The 23798-nt window shown below is 34.3% G+C and carries 21 protein-coding genes; all 21 read right to left on the minus strand.

Features of this window, described 5'->3' with window-relative positions; translation table 11 throughout:
* Positions 1-232: 232 nt before the first annotated feature.
* Entirely contained in the window at positions 233-1003 is a 771-nt protein-coding gene (locus tag G622_RS0109930) for a Fic family protein (RefSeq protein ID WP_026510590.1), read from the minus strand.
* A gap of 179 nt (positions 1004-1182) precedes the next feature.
* On the minus strand, positions 1183-1407 hold the full coding sequence (locus tag G622_RS0109935; protein ID WP_155831451.1) for a hypothetical protein: 225 nt from the start codon (positions 1405-1407) through the stop codon (positions 1183-1185).
* Between the two features lie 258 nt (positions 1408-1665).
* Positions 1666-2544, minus strand: coding sequence for an alpha-1,2-fucosyltransferase (locus tag G622_RS0109940; RefSeq protein ID WP_026510592.1), 879 nt, complete (start codon positions 2542-2544; stop codon positions 1666-1668).
* Positions 2545-2568: 24 nt separating this feature from the next.
* Positions 2569-3612, minus strand: coding sequence for an N-acetylneuraminate synthase family protein (locus G622_RS0109945; protein ID WP_155831452.1), 1044 nt, complete (start codon positions 3610-3612; stop codon positions 2569-2571).
* Between the two features lie 16 nt (positions 3613-3628).
* Positions 3629-5236: a cytidylyltransferase domain-containing protein gene (locus tag G622_RS0109950; protein WP_044957452.1), complete on the minus strand. Its 1608-nt coding sequence runs from the start codon at positions 5234-5236 to the stop codon at positions 3629-3631.
* A complete protein-coding gene (locus tag G622_RS0109955; protein WP_026510595.1) occupies positions 5233-6393 on the minus strand; it encodes a hypothetical protein in 1161 nt (386 codons plus the stop codon). Before G622_RS0109955 ends, G622_RS0109950 begins: the two co-directional genes overlap by 4 nt.
* 100 nt (positions 6394-6493) lie before the next feature.
* The gene (locus G622_RS0109960; RefSeq protein ID WP_026510596.1) at positions 6494-7903 is read right to left on the minus strand and encodes a lipopolysaccharide biosynthesis protein; all 1410 of its coding nucleotides are present in this window, start codon (positions 7901-7903) and stop codon (positions 6494-6496) included.
* Positions 7900-8925, minus strand: a complete 1026-nt coding sequence (locus G622_RS0109965; RefSeq protein WP_026510597.1) for a hypothetical protein — start codon at positions 8923-8925, stop codon at positions 7900-7902. The genes G622_RS0109960 and G622_RS0109965 overlap by 4 nt, the downstream gene beginning before the upstream one ends.
* A gap of 101 nt (positions 8926-9026) precedes the next feature.
* Complete coding sequence (locus G622_RS0109970) at positions 9027-10019, minus strand: stealth family protein (protein WP_026510598.1); 993 nt, start codon at positions 10017-10019, stop codon at positions 9027-9029.
* A 153-nt stretch (positions 10020-10172) separates the two neighbouring features.
* The gene (locus tag G622_RS0109975) at positions 10173-10991 is read right to left on the minus strand and encodes a glycosyltransferase (protein ID WP_026510599.1); all 819 of its coding nucleotides are present in this window, start codon (positions 10989-10991) and stop codon (positions 10173-10175) included.
* 10 nt (positions 10992-11001) lie between these two features.
* Complete coding sequence (locus G622_RS0109980) at positions 11002-12225, minus strand: DegT/DnrJ/EryC1/StrS family aminotransferase (RefSeq protein WP_196814199.1); 1224 nt, start codon at positions 12223-12225, stop codon at positions 11002-11004.
* A gap of 46 nt (positions 12226-12271) precedes the next feature.
* Positions 12272-12934 carry a sugar transferase gene (locus G622_RS0109985; protein ID WP_026510601.1) on the minus strand — a complete coding sequence of 221 codons (663 nt, stop codon included), beginning with the start codon at positions 12932-12934 and terminating at the stop codon, positions 12272-12274.
* Between the two features lie 2 nt (positions 12935-12936).
* Complete coding sequence (locus tag G622_RS0109990) at positions 12937-14142, minus strand: UDP-N-acetylglucosamine 4,6-dehydratase (protein ID WP_044957454.1); 1206 nt, start codon at positions 14140-14142, stop codon at positions 12937-12939.
* Positions 14143-14387: 245 nt separating this feature from the next.
* A complete protein-coding gene (locus G622_RS0109995; protein WP_026510603.1) occupies positions 14388-14798 on the minus strand; it encodes a hypothetical protein in 411 nt (136 codons plus the stop codon).
* A gap of 15 nt (positions 14799-14813) precedes the next feature.
* A complete protein-coding gene (locus G622_RS24600; RefSeq protein ID WP_049945783.1) occupies positions 14814-15656 on the minus strand; it encodes a macro domain-containing protein in 843 nt (280 codons plus the stop codon).
* Positions 15657-15708: 52 nt separating this feature from the next.
* Complete coding sequence (locus G622_RS0110005; protein ID WP_049945784.1) at positions 15709-17463, minus strand: AAA family ATPase; 1755 nt, start codon at positions 17461-17463, stop codon at positions 15709-15711.
* A 323-nt stretch (positions 17464-17786) separates the two neighbouring features.
* Positions 17787-18122 carry a hypothetical protein gene (locus G622_RS0110010; protein ID WP_026510605.1) on the minus strand — a complete coding sequence of 112 codons (336 nt, stop codon included), beginning with the start codon at positions 18120-18122 and terminating at the stop codon, positions 17787-17789.
* Between the two features lie 132 nt (positions 18123-18254).
* A complete protein-coding gene (locus G622_RS0110015; RefSeq protein ID WP_049945785.1) occupies positions 18255-19178 on the minus strand; it encodes a hypothetical protein in 924 nt (307 codons plus the stop codon).
* 67 nt (positions 19179-19245) lie between these two features.
* Positions 19246-20154: a hypothetical protein gene (locus G622_RS0110020; RefSeq protein WP_026510607.1), complete on the minus strand. Its 909-nt coding sequence runs from the start codon at positions 20152-20154 to the stop codon at positions 19246-19248.
* 318 nt (positions 20155-20472) lie between these two features.
* On the minus strand, positions 20473-21507 hold the full coding sequence (locus tag G622_RS0110025; RefSeq protein WP_026510608.1) for an aldo/keto reductase: 1035 nt from the start codon (positions 21505-21507) through the stop codon (positions 20473-20475).
* 327 nt (positions 21508-21834) lie between these two features.
* The gene (locus G622_RS22470; RefSeq protein WP_049945786.1) at positions 21835-23208 is read right to left on the minus strand and encodes an exopolysaccharide biosynthesis polyprenyl glycosylphosphotransferase; all 1374 of its coding nucleotides are present in this window, start codon (positions 23206-23208) and stop codon (positions 21835-21837) included.
* Positions 23209-23798: the final 590 nt, after the last annotated feature.

Raw genomic sequence — 23798 nt, forward strand, 5'->3', positions numbered from 1 at the left:
AAAAAGTAAAAATCTTACTTTGATTATAACCACAGTACAAAATCATTACAAATTAAATCAGTGGAAATCATTGGGGAATCCCCGAAAAAAGATGCCTATACGGTCGACCGACCGTAAATAATACTACAAATCAAGATGCATTCTGTCAACAAGGAACAGGAAAATTTAAGGAAACCTTAATGATACTTTGTACGCTATTACATACCAATATATTTGTGTAGGATTCCGTGTATTAAAGAATAATAACCCTCTCACCCTTAGTATTCTTTCTTGTCCAGGTCTTCACAGCCTGTTCCTTTAAGAATTTAACAAATCCCTCGATTTTATCAGTATGGTCAAACACTTCTAATGCCATATAGTAGGTCTCTTTATCTTCATCAAAAATAATAATTGGAGGAAGATTATTCACCATCAATATATAATTCAAAAGAGTTCTTCCGACCCTTCCATTACCATCAGCAAAAGCATGAATTCGCTCAAAACTACAATGAAACCAAGCTGCTGCCTTTAGAATTTTCTCTGAGTTATCTAGTCCAGCCTCGCTTAGCTCTTTACATATAAACTGCACTTCTTCAGGTACATCCTCCGGAAGAACCCCGACAGACATACCCACGCCATAATAATTCTTCTTATATGTTCCGGGACGCTCACCCTTCTGCCAACGACTCTCATCATAGCATCCGTGGCAAAGCTTCTCCTGAATCTCAAGAATCAACTCCTCTGTCAGAGCGTCTCTATCAATTATCTTATTCTTTAAAAACTCGTAGCAAACTCTCTGATTCTCAGTTTCAAAAAGAGCGCGCAAATCTCCTGTATAACTAATTACCTTGCCATTTTCAAATATCTCTCTGGTCTGATGGATTGTTATCTGAGATCCTTCGATTTTGTTGGAATTATATGCAAAGAGAATCCTGAAATCACCAAGAGCAACATCCAAATCTGCGATAGACTTTATATTTTTTTCCTGCCATGCGGCTACTATATTGTCATATGTAATGGACATTTGATTTCCCTTTCCCAAGGATATTTCTTATCTCGTATCCATGTGTAAAAATCCAAGTATAAATGCTTGAATATTACTAATTCTATGTTATCATGTGTATATAAAAGGCACTACCAATTTGGTTAGTCCTTACATCAGTTACGTATCAAAAATGACCGCAACTTGTTCAGGGTGTACGGTCATTTTTGATGTTTATCGTTATGTAATGATATGCAGATGTTGATAACAGTCACAATGATGCTGATAATTGTAACTACAACACTTGCAATATCCAATGCTAGTATTAACACCTTATCTCTTACGAGCCTTTCATCAAATTTTCCATAATGATCACCTCCAGAATCTGGAAGTTCTCGGACAAATCCGGCAAAAGGACTAACCGCTACCTCAATCAGTAGTGCCAACGAGTAGTATATCATTTGATACTACTGATGGGTTCGAACAGAAGATTAAGATTTTCTTAGTTTTATTCTGTTTTATGAAATATATTAAATATTATGCGTACTATTGTAATGTGTACCTCATTTATGAAAAAGTCCCTTCATTAGTTGACCTTCATTAATTATCAATAACCATTATCTCGTTTATTGACAGATTCTTTATTCTCGCTAGAAGTTTTTACATACAGCATACTCAATTTTTATTTAGCGCTCCTGTTTCTTCTATAGCTTAATCCATGAATTTGGAATCATTTCATCATTCCCATATGGTCTACTAGGAACTATATGAATTGATTCTGAATCAGTATTTAACCAAGATGCCCACCAACTATAGGTACTATTTGCTGTTATGAAATGTTTACAATTCTTCATTATTTCAAACTCTTTTAGGTCTGAATTTGAATCTCTTATGGTTATATATTTTATATTATATCTTTCGTCAATTACATTTCTCATCCAATCGATATCATCAGAAAAGCAATAGAAAACCGGATCATTAAGACGATCATTTATATACATGAATGCTTTATTATAATAAGAGGCATCCAGCAAATAATGAAAACCTGTATAATCATTTCTAGCAGTTAGAAAATCTCCTCTACGCACGTGGACAGCAACACTTTCATTCTTGCGAACTTCATTTATATATTTTTCAACAGAATGCGTAATCTCATCTCCAAATTGAAATTGCTTAATTAATTCGGATCTATATTTTTCAAAATACTTTGGCGATTGAAAATAGCCATCTAAATAATATAAAGAAGCTCCCTCTATATAGAAGCTATCCATAATTATGAATCTGCTCTCTAAAATATATAATTTATTTTCACCAATATATGGATTTTCAACTCCAAGTACTCTTAGTCCCTTATTAAGAAATTTGTTTTTTAATAAACTACACCATATATTTGATACTCCATCCATAAACAAAACATCATTTGGAATATTCATAAAATGTAGCTTAAATTGTCTTTTTTTATTATTTCCAAAGTAACTATAATCCAATACTAAATCTTGATTTTCTCTTTGAGATAACGCATATCCAACAGAATACTGAAACAGTTGATTACCTAGCCCACCCATAATTCTAACGAAAACCATTTTGTAGCTCCTTCATAACTGGATTTATATCATATCCCAAGTGAGAATAGTGTCCTCATCTAAATCCTTTCGTATTTTCCTGCCAATAACAATATCCTCATATTCAGGTGATATACCCGTACCTGGACGTTTAGGAATAACATCCCCTTTATTTATAACATCTCCCATTTTCATTTTTTTTGTAAGTACCAATGATCTCCTAGCCTCTCTTCTAGGAATTTGCTCACAATCAAGAACTGTTTTTTCTCCGTTTCCAAGAACCTTATTAATCCATTTAAAATTTGTAATAGCTTTTCTAAAATCATCAGGATTGCCTGAGTGATAATGATCATTACCAACCAAACTCTTATCTAAAGTAAAATGCTTCTCAATAACCTCAGCCCCCATTAAATATGCTGTGGCTAGTGTCATCATAGTATCATCCGGAGCAACATGATCACTAAAGCCCACCTTGACATCAGGAAAAACCTTCTTCAACGTTTCTATAACCTTTAAATTAGCGTTCTCAGGGTGTGTCGGATAGGATAATACACAATGGAGAATAGTTATGTCTTGACAGCCAGATGATTTCAATGCTCTTATTGCATTATCTACTTCAGCCAAATATGAAGCACCTACTGATAAAATTACTGGCTTTTTTTTTGAACCTATGAATCTTATAAAAGGAATATTTGTAATATCTGAAGAACTAATTTTATAAAAATCAACCATATTTTCTAAAAAATCCGCAGAAGCATAGTCAAACGGAGTCACAGTATAATCCAGTCCCTTTGAATGTGTATAATCACATAATTCTTTATATTCCGATGCTCCAAACATATCATATTTCAAGAAAAGCTCATACTGAGATTTTGTTCTTTCCTTTGTAGTATCCCAATAGGCTGGTGAATTTTTAGACGCAAGAAAACTAGCCTTATATGCCTGAAATTTAGCACAATCAATTCCCACTCTAGATGCTTCATCAATATACATCCTTGCTGCTTCCAATGGAGATATTTTCAATACTTTCGCTGTATCATAAAAATTTACTCCCATTTCAGCAATTAAATATGGTTTAGTTTTCCTCATAGTCATAACCTCCATTTCATAGTGTATTTATTAAACTTATTACCCTTTTTCTCCCTCCCCTTAAATCATGGCTTAGGAGCTCATCTTGAAATTTCTGTCTACTGTCCTTTCTCATTTTCAAATACATCTGCAAATTCGATTCGATAATCTCATCAGGAGGGTTTAGCCCAATATATGAAAATCCATTCTCATTACTTACAAAACTATGTTTCTCTTCACGCTTATTCTGTGCCATCGCTATTGAAGGAATACCTAACAACGCTAGTTCATATCCTGTCCTTCCGCGCGAAGTCATTCCTATATCACAGCTAGACATTAATTCGGGCATATTACCAACATCATAAAATACTTCAATATTTTCATAACAGTTATATTTCATTAATTCTTTAACATTTTGTTTAGCACGTCCCAATACCACAATAAACTTATAACTTTTATATTCTGGTTTACATATCATTTTTAATATACGGTCTGTATAATTTTGTGGATCAGATCCACCAAAAGACACAAAGACTCTCTTAACTGTTTCACTAATATTTATTGGATTATAAAACATAAATGTTTTGCCACTTATATAATACTTTTCTCCCGCTTTTACTTGCGGAAATTCCTCATCATGAAACAAAGCATTAAAGACTAAGTCCGCTTTTATAATTCCTTCACCATCATCTTCAAAATTTACTATTTTGGCTTTAGGCATAACAGTCTTAAGCCCAATCATATAATCAATAGAAGTTGACAAAATATCATTTATAAATATAGTATATTGTTGTTCTTTACATCGTTGATATAATTCCGAAATACCATCAACCGGTATTAAGTTATGCATGGTTTTTCCAAAAACCTTTGAGTCTGTCTGATTTATATCGTAGAAAATATCAGGCTTAACATAAAATTCATCTGCCAATTCTAAAGCACGATAAATATGTCCCATTCCACGCATATTATTTCCATTTACATATATGCCAACCTTTTTCTTTAATAATATAGCTTCTACTGAGCGCAAATCCTCATAAGTGTCTATATCTTGTGCTTCATCCTTAGGAATCTCATAGACATCAATCTTATCTCCTATTCTTGTTTTAGAAGTAACGATAGAAGCTTTTGAAATTAAAAAAGCACCAGTTTCTACATAGCAAGGCGGAAGATACTGCCTATTTAGCCTTTTTTCATAATTAGGAATCTTTTTACCACCCTCTTCTCGCCATGAAAGATGTGGAGCATTAATCACAGATATAACTGTTTCTATTCCATTTTCAATTGTATATTTTATTGCTGAATCAAGCGTCTCTGTACGCAAAGTTGGCGATGTAGGCTGCATAGTCACAATATAGTCCCATTTTTCACCTTTCGGTATAGCATCCGCAATTACTGCATCCAATGTAACATCATCACCACATAATGCTTCATCACGCCAATGTACATCAACCCCCATTTGGCTTGCTATAATTCCAACCTCAGGAGAATCCGTCGTAACAACAATGTCTGTAATCCAGGCGGAATCAATAGCATTTTTTATCGAATAATATATCATCGGATGATCACATAATATTCTAATATTCTTATTAGGAATCCCCCTCGATCCAGCTCTAGCAGGAATGATTGCAACAATTTTTCTTATCATGCTTGACTCCTTACAAAGCAAATTTTTCTTAGTCTAATATCACGTTTAGGTAAAGCTATTATGATTATCCATAATATCGCCCAACGCAAATTCAACAATGAATGCATAAACATAGCATTTAATAAAAATGGATATATATATTCCAAGTTTTCATAAATATCATATTTATGTAATACTTTAGAAAGCAGTAAGAAATATAGTGTAGTTTGAATTACCCCCATGCATAAACACATATTTATAACGCTACTATGTGCCTGAACAAGTCTATCTCCCATAAAGCGAGTAAAAAAACCTATCTTCGTATTTATTCCCATATATTCTTTTAATCTTAAACCAAATCCACCAAATATTATTTTAGGAAAATTATGATTGAAAATTTTTGCCCCATATAAAATAGATGTAGCACGTACATAATTAGAATTATCATTAAAAGATAGGTGATAACCACTATATCCATTCTTAGCAACTACATTCACCCAATATATACTCAGTAATACTGACAAGATACTGAGTAATACAATTGCATTAAATATATTTACTTTACTTACCCGTCGCATTAATGGTTGTGCTTTTATTTTTAAAATAATTGTCAAAAAAAACAACAAGACAAGTAGCGAATACGACCTACTATCGGAAAAAAACAATCCAAACACTAACCCGACTATAACTCCTAAAAGATGCCTCTTTTTGTAGCAATACATAAAAAACAGGAATATAAGTATTCCTGAAATATTCTGCTCATATAAAATCATGACAGGTTTTTCTTTTACATAGCTTACAAATAAACTAGCAATTATCACCACCAGCCCTATAATGTACAACCAATCAACACTAGTTATATATTGATACTTGCAGATAGCCAAAAAAAGCATACAGTATATTACAACTATAGTTTCTATAGTATATATTTGGCTATACCCAGGAAATAGTTTTTTTCCAATAAAAAGAGTCCCAACAGATAAAATTATGTATAATAATATTTCTTTAATAAAAGAAATAATATTCTCTTGCGTACGTTCAAAAACCACCGCTAAAAGCAAACAAATTATGAGAGGAATATATAATCTTCCACCCACAATATCGTTGAGCGGAGAAAAATTTAACACAAGAACTATAAATAAAAGATCCGTTACTAACTGCCTAGCCCGAATAATCATTCTATGCCAATCCTTTCGGTTCCATTCATCAATATTGTTTAGAACAAATCATTTAGCAAATTTAGAAAATCATTTTCACCTTAAAGAGTTCCATTAATAATCAAAATATCGTTTTCCTACTATATACCTTATATATTACAGAGCAACCAATAACGCATGCTAACCCCCATCTTAATATTATTAGTCCCTTTGCAAAATGGAAAACCAAGCAAAGAATTATAACAATGAAAAAGCCTATGAAATTGTATTTTATAGTCATCGGGTATTTATTTTTCTCCCATGAAAACACAACCACAAAATGTAGTATTGCAAGCAAAAAATAACTAATCAAAGTTGCGAATGCAGCACCAACCATTCCATACTTACTTATCCATAAATAGTTAAGAAACACATTGATCAGAGCAGCAATTACGGTCCCGCATGCTATAATTCTTGGTTTTTCATAAAACATCTCATAATTTACAGCAAACTGATAGGAAAAAATAATATATATTGCAATTACTATTACTGGTATTAAATCATCTCCAGCTTGATATGATTCATCCGCAAAAAACCTAACAACCTCTCTAGACAATAGTAAAAACCCCCCAACTAACGAGGTAAATATTTCTACATAATTTCTTATCATCTCTTCTAATTTGTCATAATTGCAATTACTTAAGCAATCAAAATAAAATGGGCACCATGCATTATTCAGTGCCGATAGTATTATTGTCAAAAAACCTGTAAAGGAATAAACAAAGCTATAGATTCCAATTTGAGAAGAATCTATATTCATCATCTGCATCATTACCCGATCAGATTGGCCTAATATTTGCTGAGAAACAAGATGGAATATCAAAGGAATTCCAATCGAAAGTGAATAATTCCAATACTTTTTGCAATATATTTTTTTTCCACGCCAAACGAATGCTAAAAATATGCATATCGCACCTATTATTTGAGGGATTGCCCCCCCGATTACTCTGGCATAATATCTATATTCAAGGTTCAGCCAATTGTATTTCAAAAGTACTAATGCTAATAATGTTGTTGCTATCAATATACAAACAGATACTAACATGTTCAATTTGGCTTTTTTTTCGTACGTCCATGCCAAATTTGCAAAATTGAGAATAAATTGCGCCGTTGCTTCACACAAAAGCAAAAAATATATAGAAATAGGGAATTTAATAAATCGCGCAATAGCCGGATAACATACCATCAAAAAAATAGTAACAAAAAAGCAACTAATTACTCCGAGCATTATTACACTTGATCTAAATTGGTAATACTCATTTGAAAATTTATAATAACCTTTACTTAATCCCGCAGAAACATTTAATCCGATAAAACAAATAATAATAGCCATCCAAGATGAATACACAGAAAATTTTCCATACTCTACAGTTCCAAGTATTCTTGTAAACAATGGCATAGTGAAAAAAACCACACTGCTTCTAATAACTATTCCTACTACGTTATATATGACTTGCGAGTTTACACTTACCTTTACATTTTCATCACTCATAATTCAACCGGCACTGTCTTTACTCTTTTACCAATAATTTTCTCAAGACATGTTTCAAACTCATAACAATCATTTGGGATTAAAATTTTACTTTTATCCGTATAATAATCAATAAATACTTGGGCTAATTCGACAATCCTCTCATAATCATCAGGCATAAGTATTTCCGAATACAATTTATATAAAAAAATAATATATGGTTCCTTATTATATAAAATTTTTGGAATTAACTGAGAAGTTGAAAATCTACTTATTAATACCATATCCTCAGAAATCGTATCCTCACATACTAACTCCCACATTGAATTACTGAAATCCACCTCAAGTTCTTTTTTTTCAACAAAACTATCTCTTGGATGAGGACGAACTATTGTCATATCTTTATATTTTTCCAAAATGTCAATTATTATATTATCTATCATCTTCATTTCATGATTGTTATATTGGTTTATCTGTGATAAAAGCACAAACTTACGATCTGTATATATCTTCTGACTAGTGTAATCAAAAATCCTTGTTACCATATTCCAAAATATAGTATCCGAATTGCTCAATTTCGGTAGCTCTTGTACATTGGTAGTCAAAAGAGTTTTACAAATGTCAATATTATTAATATACAAACACTCCGGGTACCATGAATCAATTTTTCTTCCTAATAATGAATAGAAAAATCTATGGTTTTTATCTAGTAATCTTGTAATCATGTCACCACTATAGCTTCCAGTTCCATCATCAAGATATATTAGTCTACTTTGAGGATATATCCATCGAACCAATAATGCAAAATGAGTGGGTACACAAAAATATAGTTCATCTACTTCTTTATCCCCAAACAAAAACTCACCTCTTACATATTTTTTTCCATAATATCTGGGGAAAAGCAATTCAAAGATTCTTCTATATTTATGTCTAAATCCTTTTCTTATCTTATATTCAAATAAGTGTATTTCATCAAACAAACATTCTTCTTTCAATCTTAACGCCATCTCATAAGCACCAGTAAACTGTGTTCCTAAAAACAAAGTATTTCTTTCCTGCATTCTAAAGTGAAATACGTAATTTATACAATTTAATATCTGAAATGGCGTATCACAAATATATATACAATTCACATATATCTCCCTTATAATTCAAATGCAGACTTTTGTGGCAGCAAAGCATCAAATGCACAGATAATCTCTCTCCTTGCATACTCAAACTGTTCCGCACTCATATCATTATCATTTATACTTATTAGCTTTCCCTTCTGACAACGCACATATTCTGCCACTTCATTCACTTGCAAAGCAGAATATGAGTGCCCTATACTTGTCCGTTGTGGAACAAAATTGTTATTAGCTATTTGAAAATCCTTAAATATCCATTGATTTATATCTTGTATACATCTAAATCTATGCATACATGTTTCATCTAGAGCTTCATATTCCTTTTGCCACAAATCTACTAATGTACTCTTTAAAAAATTCGATGGTAAATGTGTAATATAAAGTCCTGGAAAGCGAGGGCAAATTGCGGCCAACAAAAAATTTCTTAAATTATCCTTTCCATATTTTAAGTTAAACCAATTAGACGGTCGCTCACAGATCGTATGTTTTATGTCAAAATATTTATTTACATATCCAATATTTCTTATATGAGACATAATAAACACCTCAAGATTATAGCAATGAATCGTCAGAATTCCTGCATCCCTAGGCTTTCCATCAACAAAAAAGTCCTGCGGTTTTGTCTCATCACATAAAAACATATCATCGTTAAAGTACACAAATTGTTCTTCAAGATTATTAATATTATGTATGTTTAATTCAATAGCATTACTATTAAATGTCGGTAAATATTTTGTTGGTATGAATTCTTTATGATTGACAACCTTTAATTTAGGATGATTCACATTAAGCCAAGAAGGAACGTGTCCATATGTCAAAAAGTAAACATTATTAACCCATGGTGCAAACTTTTCTACACCTCTAAACCAATATTGTAAATATCCCCAATCACGATACCTACACTCTCGATCATCTATTTCAACATTTTTTGAGTATTTTTTTCTTTCCTCTCTCCACTTTTCATCATTCCCATCTACCCAAGTAATAACAAAGTCTATTTTTTCAGACATTACACGCTCCTAGATTAACCATCACATTTTATATAATAAAATACAAATCATCTCCGAATTCGCCATGTACTCAAAATTATATACTTCTAATTACCTAATACAAAACACCATCCTATAGGCACATATATTGATAAATCGTTGTTTGAAAACAAATTATTTATGCAACAATTTTTTAAAAACAATCGCTCGCATTCCACTAGGCATCAAAGCAACAAAAAATTGAATTGATGATATATATATATAATTAAACCAACTTGTATATCCTGTTTTGTGAACCATCTTCTGACCATAACAATATTTTTTCAAATAATCCCATCCCCCACGACGTTTAATCATTTCCTTCCCTATTCTTACATGAACAAGTGCCTCATCAATATTTAAACACTTAGATCCGTTCATTATCATCCTTGCCCATAAGTAAGTATCTTCCATAAGTGGACACTTTTGATAATTACCAGCAGAAAGCACAGCCTTTTTTTTATACATTACGGTCATATGATTGAATGCATCCCTTAGCTTTTGATATTCAATAATATCTTCATGCTTAATTGGTACAATCCTCTTCGATACAATAATATCAGGATCATCATCAAATTCGTCTATTTGGCTACCACAAATATCCAGTTCAGGGTCTATATCAAATTCCTTTAATTGCTTTTCAAAACGATCTTGTCTCGCTATATCATCTGTATCCATTCGTGCAATAATCTCATTGCTACAGTTCTCAACACCAATCCTAAGAGCTATTCCTAACCCTTGATTGGAGTTTAACTTTACTCTTTTTATCAATTCTGGATGTTCCATTTGAAATCTATTAATCAATTTATACATCTCAGCAGTAAGTGGGCCATCTTCAACTATTACCCATTCATCTGCTTGAACCGTTTGACCTAATAAGCTTTCAAAGCACGCCTGTACATACTCGGTTTTTTCGTTAATGTATATTGACATAAGTACACTTAGTTGTGCCATAATCGTTCCTTCATTTATAATCTTGAACTGTCTTTAAAAATTTTTCTATCACATATTCAACTTCATCATCTCTTAATATTGAAAAAAGCGGAAGTGTAATAAGATTCTTGAAATAATTATAACTGTTAGGAAAATCCTCTATCTTCCATCCTATTTTCTTATAACCACTCATCATAGGCAGTGGTTTGTAATGAACATTGCACGATATACCTTGCTCCCCCATTTTTTGAATTACTTCATTTCTACTAGTAATGTCTAGCCAAGGCGTACGCGTAATATACAAATGTCCAGAGCTCTCATATTCATCTGTATAATGATCAAGTACCTTTATTCCATGCGCCTTAAATGCTGCATCATATTTTTCTATAATCTCACGTCTTCTCTTAAGCATTTCAGGGTACCTGCGAAGTTGCACAATGCCAATAGAAGCAAGAATATCTGTCATATTGCATTTATACCATGGCCCTAAAACATCGTATTCCCAACTAACTCCATTGTACTTAGAAAAAGCATCCTTACTTTGACCATGTAAGGAATATAACATATACCTATGATATATCTCTTCGTTATCTATTCCCGGGATGCTTTTCCACAGAGCTGCTCCCCCTTCAGCAGTAGTAATGTTTTTTACTGAATGAAATGAAAAAGAACTAAAATCCGCTAATTGTCCTGCATATACTTTCTTACCACTAATCTTTCTCTTCGCTCCAATTGAATGAGCTGCATCATCTATTATAGCAACACGTCCTATAGCCCTTTGGACATCTGATGATGGACAAAATATCTCTTTCTTTTTTTCTACTATCTCATATATTTTTTCGTAATCGCACGGAATTCCATAAAGATCAACGCATACAACAGCCTTAGTATTATTAGTTATCGCTCTATCAACAGAATCATAATCCATTTCAAAATGATCCTTTTGTATATCCACCGGAATAGGGGTAGCTCCAACATGCAAAACTGCTGATACAGTAGCCGTGTATGTAAATGCTGGCACAATAACCTCATCACCCGGACCAACCCCTAAAATACGCAAGTTTAATTCTTCTGCTGCTGTAGCTGAGTTTAAACAAACCGCTTTACTACTTCCAATATACTCTGCTATTTGTTTTTCCAATTTTTTAGTCTTAGGTCCTGTTGTAATCCAACCAGAGCGAAGCGTATCCACAACCTCATTCACTTCCTCTTCTGTAAGATCTGGCCAATTAAATAATACTTTTTTTTCTTCCATCATATTTTTACCATAGACACAATTACATATTGTATGTTTGTAAAATCTACATAACATCTTTAAGTTCTTTAGGTATCGAAGGTAGTTCTTTTAGCTTTTTCCAATTCTCATTTCCTGGTAGAATTACTGCCATTACTGTAAGCCAAATCATTTTAAAATATAATTTCAAATTCTTATGTTTGATGTACCAGCACTCAAGATGTGATTTATAGGGTGATATCACTTTTGCATAAAATGTTTCATAGTCCTCAACCTTCCACAGTATTTCCTCTTCATTTCTAAAAGCCACTGCCCCTAGTCCTGATAATCCCGGCAAATCCTTCTCCATTATCTTTCGATCCTCTTCAGGGAATAACATATATTGTTTTTTTACCTGAGGCCTATAACCAATTATGCTCATATCACCTTTGATAACATTTATTAGTTGAGGCAATTCATTTATTTTTGTTTTTCTTAGAAACTTGCCCATTGGTAATATTCTAGGATCATTCTTTGCAGTAAAAAGTCCTCCCTTCATGTTAGGTGAATTTCTTAGCATAGTCGCAAACTTTATTAGTGGAAATTCTTTTCCCCCTTTTCCAACTCGCATCTGCTTATAGAAGATATCATGCTCTCCTGTCAGCTTTAATCCAATCATTATTGGAATCATAAATGGAAGCAGGACTATAATCGCAATCAGTGAAAATAATATGTCAAAAAACCTTATCATTCCTACATCCTCCCATCCAAAAACTTCCCTGTTTCTTTATGATTGAAATTAGGAATCATCTCATTAAACATATCTATCAACACTGTTCGGTTCCAGTTTCCTTCTTTTCGAAGTTTTCTTATCTTCTCTGAAAATGCATCAAGTTTTTCGTTGTTATAATCTGGTTCATTCTTGATAATCCCAATTGATTCAAATCTATTCATATCAAGAACTTCTTTATCTGTATAAAACTCCTCGAAATCCTTTTCTCCTGTAGTATCACTATCAAAGAAGTATACCGGATACTTATGAACTGCTTTGAATTCGACAACTCTATCTCTTGCCTCCTGCTCCGTGGCACACCTGACAACCTCATACCCAAGACTCTCAAGATACTTTTCAGCTATCCTTGAAAAAGTCACAAGATTGAGCTCCTGGCTAAGTTTTGGAAAATAGATGTCACGGTTTTCGCCGGTAAGGCACGACATCAAACACAATTCTCCAGACTCCTTGGGAGTAACAAAATAGCGCTTTACATCCTGCGGTGCTGCCAATGGCTGATTTTTCTCTATTCTTTTATTAAATCCATAGAGCAGACTCCCATCTGAAAAAGCTACATTCGCGAATCTGGCCATGGACAGAGGCATGTTCTCACTCCTACGATTTAAGTACATCTCCATAATCCGCTTACTTGCACCCATCATATTTACAGGATTAGCTGCTTTGTCCGTGGATACGCAGAAATATTTCTTAGCCCCCATTTTCTCAGCTATCTGCATGACTTTCTCAGTATAGAATATGTTGGTATCAATCATACGCATCAAAGTGAACGGATCCTTTTCAGATCTGACATGCTTAAGTGCTGACGTATTAAAAATGTAGTCATACCTTCCAATCCTTTTACACTGCGCATCTATGAAATCTTCAAATATGTCACTACCGCAATCAAGCGCAAATGTTGCAAATTCACCCGTTCCATATCCAACTGATGATCTGATATCGCGAACCAATTCCACCATGTTGTTCTCACTGATATCAACTACATGAAGCACCTTGGGATTCCTTAAAAAAATTTCTTTACAAATTGCTGAACCTATCGTTCCAGCTCCACCTATGACTAAAAAATTCGAGCTACTGACTATGTCAGTAATCTCCGATTCAATTTTTTCTATATCATTTACAAAAAGTGGACTTGTTCTTCCTACTAATGGCAGTATATTGTCTATCATTTTTACTCCAAATAAGATAAAACGGCAGCCACGTTATGAAGCATCACAACGCGCTGCCGCTTAATAAATCGTTATTTATGCTCCCCAATATAAACTCTTTTCATAAAGTTTATGCACTTGAACAATCAAGTGTTCTCATAAGAAAAAATCCCCACAGAGCCCCTCAGCTCTATAGGGATATTATACGCTAAATATGGTGATTTGTCATTGAATAATGCCGCTGAAAAATATCTATATATAGCCATTTATAACAATACTTCTTCTTTTAAACCTATCACATTTTTATACATTTCTATTCCATCAAATAGAATATTTATAATTATATGATCAGTACTTTCCGGTATCTCCATCGGAATTTCAAATCCACATGAGCAGCCATAGTCAGCAGTCCTTTTCTGCTCTTCATTGCTTAGGACTGCACCCGTTCTATCACACATTGTCAAATGTATATCTACAGCACCTTGAGCAACTTCGTATTTACGCTCTGCTGGTGTATCAAAATCTATATCAAGAACACTCCCATGAACATTAACAGTATTTACAAACAGTCCGTTATAATAAAAGCATTCGAAATCTGCTTTGACATAAATAATATTTTTATACTGGTTAAATACATTTTCGTTTCTTTCTCTTCTAAGAATCTTTCTGTAATCCATCTCTAACACACTACCTTAAGCAGCATTGAACATATAGGCATTTGGTCTATCGGTATATCTTAGGCCATCTTTAGATACATATATTTTATTTGCATAATTTAGTTTTTTCATCAATCCCATTAGGGGATATATTACTGCATTATCTTTCCTTGCTGCATCTTCCTTAGAAATGATTTTTACATTTCTGATATGATTCCATGCATGAATTAGTACCGTTTCATCAACCGGTAATGAGTCTAGCTGGAGATTATTATCTACATTAAGCGACCATGATTTTTTATCATCAACAAGCACCGGACCATTTTCCTTAATATATGAAATACACTTATGCACAAATAGTTGATATCCTTCTAACCCCACTTCACCATTAATCATCTTCTCTATATCGGATAAATCCTCAGTATAATCCTTGCTATCCACATAGTTATCAGTATAGATGTAAATATCTATAGGCAATTTTCTTAAGTATTTCTCCATGAGAGGCTGTACATCATTCCATCGGAGCCCTCCGTTGCCACAACCAAGTGCCGGAAATGCTATAGAACTAATGCCTAATACATCCCATTTATCTGCAAACTTCTGCAATCCCATCTCAATATATTCGAGTTGTGATTTATTTCTCCACTTATCTTTTGTCGGAAATAGAAGAATAGTTTTATTGAGATCTCTGAACAAAAACAGATTCCCCATTTTAAATTCGCCACTATCGCATTTCCTTTTATAAGCCTCAAACATCTTCGGATAACGCTTTTTAAATTCAAGCGCTATGCCTTTCCCCATAACCCCCTCAAGGTTAACAGTATTTGTAATAACCTGTGCAGGACTAGCGAAAATATCTCCTTTAATATATTTAATCATGTCTATCAACCATCTTTCCAAATAAGCGTGCGTTTTGTTAATAAAACCTTATTCACCGCACAAACTTATCCACTATACAACTCTTTTTGCAGAAGCATATTCCATAAGACACTACCCCCAAATAGCCGTCTGCAAGTATTCCTTCCTCGTACTTCATATCGTGAATCTGTGCCAATGCTTCCTTTATTCCGTCATCCATCTCGTCAAATTTTTTTCTGGTCTTAAGTTCAAATATATAGGCAGGATCCTTTGGTCTGTCCGGATATAATACTATGTCAGGTCTGCCTTGCCCTTCCTCGCGATTTGATCTTGGCTTATAGCCAGGCATTCCATACAAGAGTGACAAGAAGAACCCATGATAAAAACTCTCCTCATTATCAAAATAGCTTATGCTTTTTGATAATAGTTCTGACACAAAGTCTTCAATACGACGTGTATCCTGATCTAGTATTGCCTTATGAAATTCAGACAAATCCACAGTTTTTACTTTTGCATCAAACCAATCTTTTACCTGAGTTTTAAATAAAGATCTGATTTCTCTGTTTGGAATCTTCATTGTAATAAACGTCAGATCATCATCAAGTCTTGTAGATACAGCTTTCATGTAGCCGGTAAAAAATAAGAAATTCCACAAATTGTCATCGTTTGTATCTATATCATCATATGTTATATCTTCATGGATTCTTTTTTCTATTGTTCCGCCTGAAATAAGAGTATCAAGCTCATCCTTTACAGAATCATCTGCTCTTTCTATCATTTCTTTTATTATTGAATTTGAAGAAGTATTGGACCAGTACGCTTCTGGCAGCCTATTCATATCCGAAATATGATCATCGACATATTTTATTACGCTCCAGGGATTATAAACCTCTGTATTTCCAAAAAGGTATCCATCATACCATTCCTTTACTGTTTCTGTACTTCCTGCAAGGCCATAGTTATCGAGCATTTCATCCGTTTCCTGTTGCAAAAAGCCGAAGTACTCACCAAAATCAACATCTCTGATAGAATTGACCTTTAGATTGTTTAAGCCCGTAAATATACTTTCCTTACTTATCCTAAGGCATCCCGTTACCACTGCAAACTCCAGCGCATTATTTGTTTTTAGTACTGACTCAAACAGTGATCTGATAAATCCTGTCATATCATCATAAAAGCCGCGCCTATATGCATTTTCAAGTGGCACATCGTATTCGTCAATTAAAACGATGGTCTTTTTTCCATGGTGCTTTTCTAAAAGTCCTGATAATGTCTTAAGTGCAACTGCATATTTTCCACATTCTCTTCTAAAGGCACTCTGCCTATCACTGTCGTTTTTAAAACTTTTCTCCAGTTCTCGCCATTCTATCTCACCATGCTCAAGACTGATAAATTCCTGTTTTTCAGAGTCAGAAAGCTTGTCCGAATCAGCCAGGTAAATGTGTCTTGTAAATTCACTAATAACAACCTTTCGCAATATCATGAAGGAATTATAAAAATCATCCTGCTTTCCGGATTTCAAAGAAAGATTGATGACTGGATATTGTCCCTGCTTGGAAAGCAACTCATCATCACATGTCATTACCTTCTTACCGGTAAAATATCTCCCTTTATCAACAGCATTTCCCCCCTCATCTCTTTCTTCCTCAAAAAAAGTCTGTATCGTTGAAAGTGCAAGGGTTTTACCAAAACGCCTGGGCCGGGTAAAAAGAGTCACTTTACCACCTTTTTTCACTATATCTCTAATGAGCAGAGTCTTATCTACATAGTATAGATCATTATCAATAAAATCTTTGTAATTTTCGTATCCCACTCCCAGCTTCTTCACAAAAGACCTCCACATCTTTTTGACTATAACCACATTGCCAATTTATATTTAAAGTCTACCATATCATCAGCAAGATTCAATAATACTATTTTGCTCTTAGGGCTACCACAAACCTCTATCTTCTTTGTAAGTCTCCCATAGCTATACGATTGATTTCTCGTAGTAATTTACTGTCATCTTCTTTATTAACCACATAAGAAAATCCCCATAGAGCATGTAACTCTACAGGGATATTATGCGCTAATTCAGGCATTTGTCATTGAGATAATCTGTATTTGGAGTTTCGATTAAATATTTCTAAATATCCTTCTAACCACTAATAATCAGCAAATCTTTTTCTGTATTTTCTCAACTTCTGATTCAAGATGTCTTTGCAGATCCTGATACCATTCAGCAACTCTCTGAGTATTGGGAACAATTTCATTTTCAATCTGAAGTTTTATACTTGTAACATCACTTTTGACATCACTCATATCCTTCTCCAAAATAGATATCTTACCATCCATTACATCGAGTCTGCCATCCATTGCATCGAGTCTGCCATCTATTGCATCGAGTCTGCCATCTATTGCATCGAGTCTGCCATCTATTGTATCGAGTCTGCCATCTATTGTATCTAATTTATTTAGTATAATTTCGAATTTTTCATCAGTATTCATTCTGTATCCTCCAAGCTATTATTTTACTAACTAGTACAAAAATATTATCACGTAAAATAATGTTAATCCATATGACATAGTAGCCAAAAAACAAGCACACATGGTAAAAACTCTCCTCATTGTCATATACGCTTATGCTTTTTCCTTTAAAGCAGCATATATCGAATCGACATCATAATCCGGTGCATATTCCTTGGCGACATCACAGATAGTCTGAACTGTAGTAATGTCCTCCTCTACTTCATCCGCTATTGTCTCTACTGTTTTTCCCTTTATTAGTTTTTTGCAAATCAGTTCAATCAGATGTTTATCTACTCCTTCAACATATCCATCATTTCGCACGTTCCTTAGATGTAACTCTTCGTTATACTCTGTTAGTATGCTCATATATGCCTCCGATCTTTGTTTTAAAAGGAAATCTCTGAGTACTCCGTCTTCGATACAACTTTTTATCGCCTCATCTACTGCCTTGTCAACATCCATGGATTCTGCATTAGTCCTAACTCTCGCTATAAGTTCTGAATAATCTGACAATACTTTGCAGTCATCTAGCAATTGTTTACTATGCCCCTGATTTACATTATACACATCTGCTGTCATTTCTATGCAGCTCCCAGGTTTTTCAAATGACGCTGACAGCTTTAATTGCTGATAGTCAGGTTGAGCGTCGTTTCCATTATAAAACACAACATACTTTGGTGTGGGTAACTTAAGCACGTCTTTTTGATATAGATCAAGTCCCTTAAGTTCTATATAGCTACTATACAGTTTAGACAGATACAAGAAGCCTCTTAGTGGCATATTCTTGTTTATAGTACTTTGATGCTCCCACAGATTTATTTCTGCTTGAAAAAGAAATGACACATCATTCTTCATTTTCATGTAAACAGTGTCTTCCATCGTGTTAAATTCTAACGCATCTAAATCCGTATAGTCAGTCCCAGCTACTGCATTATATAATTCCAGTGCGTAAACCTTATTTTCTTCACTACCAAATAGTTTTCTAAACAATCTATCTTTATGTTTATTATTTGTTGTGACGATTTCTTCTGACAAGTATATCCTTACCTCCTAATTTTAGCCCATGCACCAGCAAAATGCCACCTCATGAGTCATTACATATTTACTTTTTCACTCTCTTCCATCCTTTCGATGACACCTTCGAATTATCCTTTTTAGGTCGCGTAAAGGATATAGTCCCACCTGATATTTTGCCGCTTACAGACTGATGACATTCAGAACAAAGAATTACTATTCTGCCGGTTTTCTTAGTATGTTTGTAATAGTATTTTCCATTGTCATGTTTGCCGCTAAAGGATGCCGATGTGCCTGATGCTTCCCTGGTGTTTCTACCACAAGTCTTGCATGAGCGCTCCTGAACCACCTTAAGTTTTTTGCCTTTTACCTTAACAGACTTAACTGACCAGTCACCGTATTTGTGCTTACCTGTGGGAGAGATAGATTCTGTTTTTGTGCCATTACACATTGTACAGGTCCCGGTTTTTATGCCACAATCTGCACAGGTGGCCGCCCTTGTTACCTTCCATTTATATCTGTGTTCTACCCTGTTGCCTGATTGCTCCGATGTAGAAAAGCCGCAAACACTGCATGTTCTTTCAGTTATCTTTGGTGATCTGCATGTTGCACTTTGTGTTTTAGCTCTTGCAAACCTATGCCCTTTTGCCGGTATCTCTTCTGTTTCTATTACCTCGCTACAGTTTTTGCATATGTAGGATTTCACCCCCGGCAAAGTGCATGTTGGTTCTTTGGTTCTTTCCCATTTGCATTTGTGATCAAGCTTGGGAATAATCTTAGTTTCAAGAATTTCCTCACAATCCTGGCATATCCTTATGTCTTTACCAAATCTGCTGCAGGTTGGTTTAATCACACTAACCCATTCATATTCATCGTGCATGCAATTTTGAGCATGCACTGTTGTAGTTGCCGTAGCCAATATGTATAGAGATAAAACTCCCGCAAAAACAATAGTTACAGCCATACGTCCACTCTTCCTGGCTGCTTCAATATTCATATAAATAAAAACCTCCTGTACTAATTTTTCTGTTATATAACAAATTAAAATATCCTGGGATATCTTCTGCCATTTGTCTAACGGCAGACCTCGTCAAGAATTGACGTGAATATGAAAATATCACTTTTCAAAAGCAAAAACAAGTGCCTTAATATATTCTTAAGAATGTCTTCAACAAATCTTAAACGTCTGACAAAGCTGTTAGATGACAATGGCATAAAGCATTAAAATAATCTTTGTCAACATGACCCTTTCCAGCACAAACATGAAGGCTAATTCCTATATAATCCCGGAATTAGCCTTTAACTATCATAATATTCACACTGTCCTGTTCCCGGCCAGTACTTCCCTGTAATCCTCAAGATTTTTCACGAGTAGATCAGGTATCTGTAACTCATAAGGGCATTTTGAAAGGCACGCGCCGCATCTTACGCAGTCCTCAATCTTGTTCATCTCTGCCTGCCAATGATCGGATAACCAGCTCTCACTGGGAGCACGGCGTAGCATCAGTGACATTCTGTTGCACTGATTAATCTGAATTCCCACAGTGCATGGCATGCAATAGCCGCAGCCTCTGCAGAAATTACCCATGAGCTCTTTTCTTTCACTCTCGATAAATGCCTTGATTTCATCTGTCATCACAGGTGTTTTATCCATAAATGACAGCCACTCATCAAGTTCCTTTTCTCTTTGAATTCCCCAGATCGGTACAGCGCCGTCAAACTGACTTACAAATGCCATAGCTGCTTCAGAATGTGTTATAAGTCCGCCTGCCAGTCCTTTCATGCAGATAAAGCCTACATTATTCTCATTACAGATTTTAACAAGTTCTTTTTCTTTATCATCAGCAAGATAGCTAAAGGGATACTGAAGTGTCTCATACAGTCCTGATTCAGCAATCTCTTTTGCAACACCAACCTTGTGCGCTGTTCCGCCAATATGCCTTATCTTGCCCTGCTTTTTAGCCTCAAGCATGCACTCATACATGCCTGTTCCGTCACCAGGTTTCCAGCACTGTCCCATAAGATGGAACTGATAAATATCAATATAATCCGTTTTAAGCTTCTCCAATGAAGTTTCAAGATGCTGCCAGAATTCTTCAGGAGTTTTTGCCCCTGTCTTAGTAGCAATTATTATATCTTCTCTTTTTACATATCCATCTCCAAAGGCAGCTCCCACCTTCTCTTCACTGTCACTATACGCTCTTGCGGTATCAAAAAATCGCATGCCTCCATCGTATGCTTTTCTAAGGAGTTTTACAGCCTCTTTCAAAGATACTCTTTGAACAGGAAGAGCACCAAACCCGTTTTGCGGAACGGTTATGCCTGTACGTCCCAATACTATATTTTTCATAATATATCCCTACCTTTTTAAGAATTATTAGTTCTAATCGAATTAATTATATGTTCTATATAAGTCGTGTTCAATTAAATTCCGAATAAAAAATTCAAACATTCTCATGTACAACTTTTCCAATATAAGAAAAACATATCATAATAAACAAAACCAGGGTTAATCAGTTGTTCAAACTGACTAATCCTGGTTTTTTCTATTTAAACTCAATAATATATACAGTCCCCCCCAATAACCACTGTGCAATCCGTTCTTCTATTACCTATTCCAACTAATATTTCTTCGAATAATACATTGCCCTACAAATATCAGACTCAAGAACTTAATTTACCCAACCCGCCTGGCTTTCCTGTTCATCAATCTTACCATTTCTTTTTCAAACCCTTCAGTACTCTCTCCCTGGAACATAACCTTAACAGTCAACATAATGAGCCTCAGATCCAAGCTAAATGATTGATTTTCTATATATAGAAGATCCAAACGCAGCTTGTCAAATGCTGAAGTGTTATATTTTCCAAATATCTGAGCATATCCTGTAAGTCCGGCTTTTACTTTCATTCGATACTTAAATTCCGGAAGTTCTTTGGTATATAGTTCTACATGTTCAACACGCTCAGGTCTTGGACCAACAAAACTCATATGTCCATACAAAATGTTAAATACCTGCGGCAGTTCATCAAGTCTGTATTTTCTTATAATTTTTCCAACCTTGGTAATTCTGGGATCGAAATTTATTGTAGGTTGAAGTCCTTTTTTCTCTGCATCTACTATCATACTTCTAAACTTCAGAATGTTAAACACTTCTCCATCAAGAGTACACCTTTTTTGCTTAAAGAACACAGGGCCCCCATCTTCAATCTTAATGGCGATTGCAATTGCAATCATAATTGGTGCAAAGCCTAATGCAAAAACCAGTCCAAAGCACAGATCAAATATTCTTTTTGCATTGAGTTTTTTCTTGTCATTATAAACATAATCATATTTCATAAGTGGTGTATCCAGCAAATGCCTTGTAGAACACCCCTGGAGGATTATATCTTCAATTCTTGGTGTAAAATAAAATGTTTTGTGTTCATCAATGCAGTGCTGCATATAAATTCTTCTTTGTTCCACAGAAAGTCCATACATTATTACTGTGCAACAATCTGCTACCTTTTCCTCAAAAATCTTAGGACTAATATCCTCATATTCAATGTATTTAAAGTCAAATAGGTGACTATATTTTTTTAATATCCTTTCCTGAAATTTCTTTGCTTCCTCCATTGATACCCATTTTCCAAGAACAAGCATAGTTTTTGCCGGCTCAACACATGTCATAAAGTATCGTTTTGATAATGTAATTATTAAGATTGTTCCAGTTATTTGAAGCAACAAAATAAATGCTCCCGGAATAATACTTGTATAATTATTACGAATAAGGTTACATTCAATATACAGTATTAAATCAGCCAGTCCAAAGGATATCCCCTGAGAAAGAACTATCTCAGAGATAGAAGATGACGCAATTCTAAATGCGTTATATAGGTTACAAAGTCCATTATAAATAAACACATAAATAATCACAGACATTATTCCACCGAGAACATAGAATGTCTGAAATGCCCGCAGATTATAAAATCCGCACCATACAATAGCAAATAAACCAATATTCCAAAGCATTGTCAGCACTTTGGCTGTATGTGTAACTCTCTTGCTCTTCAATTTTTATCCCCCTCAGTTGGCAGCTTTATGATTTAGTCTCCCAATATCACAAATATCTACCATTCACACAAAACCTTAACTAGATTTTCAGCATCAGTATTACCATTACACATAAACACTGCATTTTACTCATTTTCTGAACACATCAGAAATAATGAGCATCGTATGACCTACATAATATTTATCGGTTAATATATTCAGATAATTAAGATAATGTTGTAATTTTTTTGCATTATTTCTGTCTGCTAATAGCAAAAAAGCAGCAACGTCGGGCATTCCAACGCGCTGCCAAAATACTGAAATATATGCCCCGACAAAATTAATCTATCTAGTTTAACTCATAAGAAAAATCCCCATAGAACAACCGCTCTATAGGGATATTATACGTTAAATATGGGAATTTGTCATTGTGCAAAATAATGCTATATGAGCGGTCTCTGTTACACAGTGCTTCATTTTATTCCATGCATCAGATATTCTGATCAAGTATCTTCCTGTATCTTTCCAACTGATATCTGATTACATTAAGTGCCCTGCTCTCCGGCTCTTTCAGATTGGCTCATATTATAAAGTTTTCGAATATCCTTTAT

It is taken from the genome of Butyrivibrio sp. LC3010 (assembly GCF_000424385.1).
In the GTDB taxonomy this organism is placed as follows: domain Bacteria; phylum Bacillota; class Clostridia; order Lachnospirales; family Lachnospiraceae; genus Butyrivibrio.

Bases quoted from the DNA above. Each gene is read 5' to 3' on its own strand.
- G622_RS0109940 (WP_026510592.1), bottom strand. From the start codon at position 2,544: ATGGTTTTCGTTAGAATTATGGGTGGGCTAGGTAATCAACTGTTTCAG.
- G622_RS0109995 (WP_026510603.1), bottom strand. From the start codon at position 14,798: ATGGATTACAGAAAGATTCTTAGAAGAGAAAGAAACGAAAATGTATTT.
- G622_RS0109980 (WP_196814199.1), bottom strand. From the start codon at position 12,225: ATGGAAGAAAAAAAAGTATTATTTAATTGGCCAGATCTTACAGAAGAG.
- G622_RS0109955 (WP_026510595.1), bottom strand. From the start codon at position 6,393: ATGATTATTCGGGCTAGGCAGTTAGTAACGGATCTTTTATTTATAGTT.
- G622_RS0109945 (WP_155831452.1), bottom strand. From the start codon at position 3,612: ATGAGGAAAACTAAACCATATTTAATTGCTGAAATGGGAGTAAATTTT.
- G622_RS24600 (WP_049945783.1), bottom strand. From the start codon at position 15,656: ATGATTAAATATATTAAAGGAGATATTTTCGCTAGTCCTGCACAGGTT.
- G622_RS0110020 (WP_026510607.1), bottom strand. From the start codon at position 20,154: ATGAATATTGAAGCAGCCAGGAAGAGTGGACGTATGGCTGTAACTATT.
- G622_RS0109960 (WP_026510596.1), bottom strand. From the start codon at position 7,903: ATGAGTGATGAAAATGTAAAGGTAAGTGTAAACTCGCAAGTCATATAT.
- G622_RS0109985 (WP_026510601.1), bottom strand. From the start codon at position 12,934: ATGATAAGGTTTTTTGACATATTATTTTCACTGATTGCGATTATAGTC.
- G622_RS0109990 (WP_044957454.1), bottom strand. From the start codon at position 14,142: ATGATAGACAATATACTGCCATTAGTAGGAAGAACAAGTCCACTTTTT.
- G622_RS0109970 (WP_026510598.1), bottom strand. From the start codon at position 10,019: ATGTCTGAAAAAATAGACTTTGTTATTACTTGGGTAGATGGGAATGAT.
- G622_RS0110025 (WP_026510608.1), bottom strand. From the start codon at position 21,507: ATGAAAAATATAGTATTGGGACGTACAGGCATAACCGTTCCGCAAAAC.
- G622_RS0110010 (WP_026510605.1), bottom strand. From the start codon at position 18,122: ATGAATACTGATGAAAAATTCGAAATTATACTAAATAAATTAGATACA.
- G622_RS0109930 (WP_026510590.1), bottom strand. From the start codon at position 1,003: ATGTCCATTACATATGACAATATAGTAGCCGCATGGCAGGAAAAAAAT.
- G622_RS0109950 (WP_044957452.1), bottom strand. From the start codon at position 5,236: ATGATAAGAAAAATTGTTGCAATCATTCCTGCTAGAGCTGGATCGAGG.
- G622_RS0109975 (WP_026510599.1), bottom strand. From the start codon at position 10,991: ATGGCACAACTAAGTGTACTTATGTCAATATACATTAACGAAAAAACC.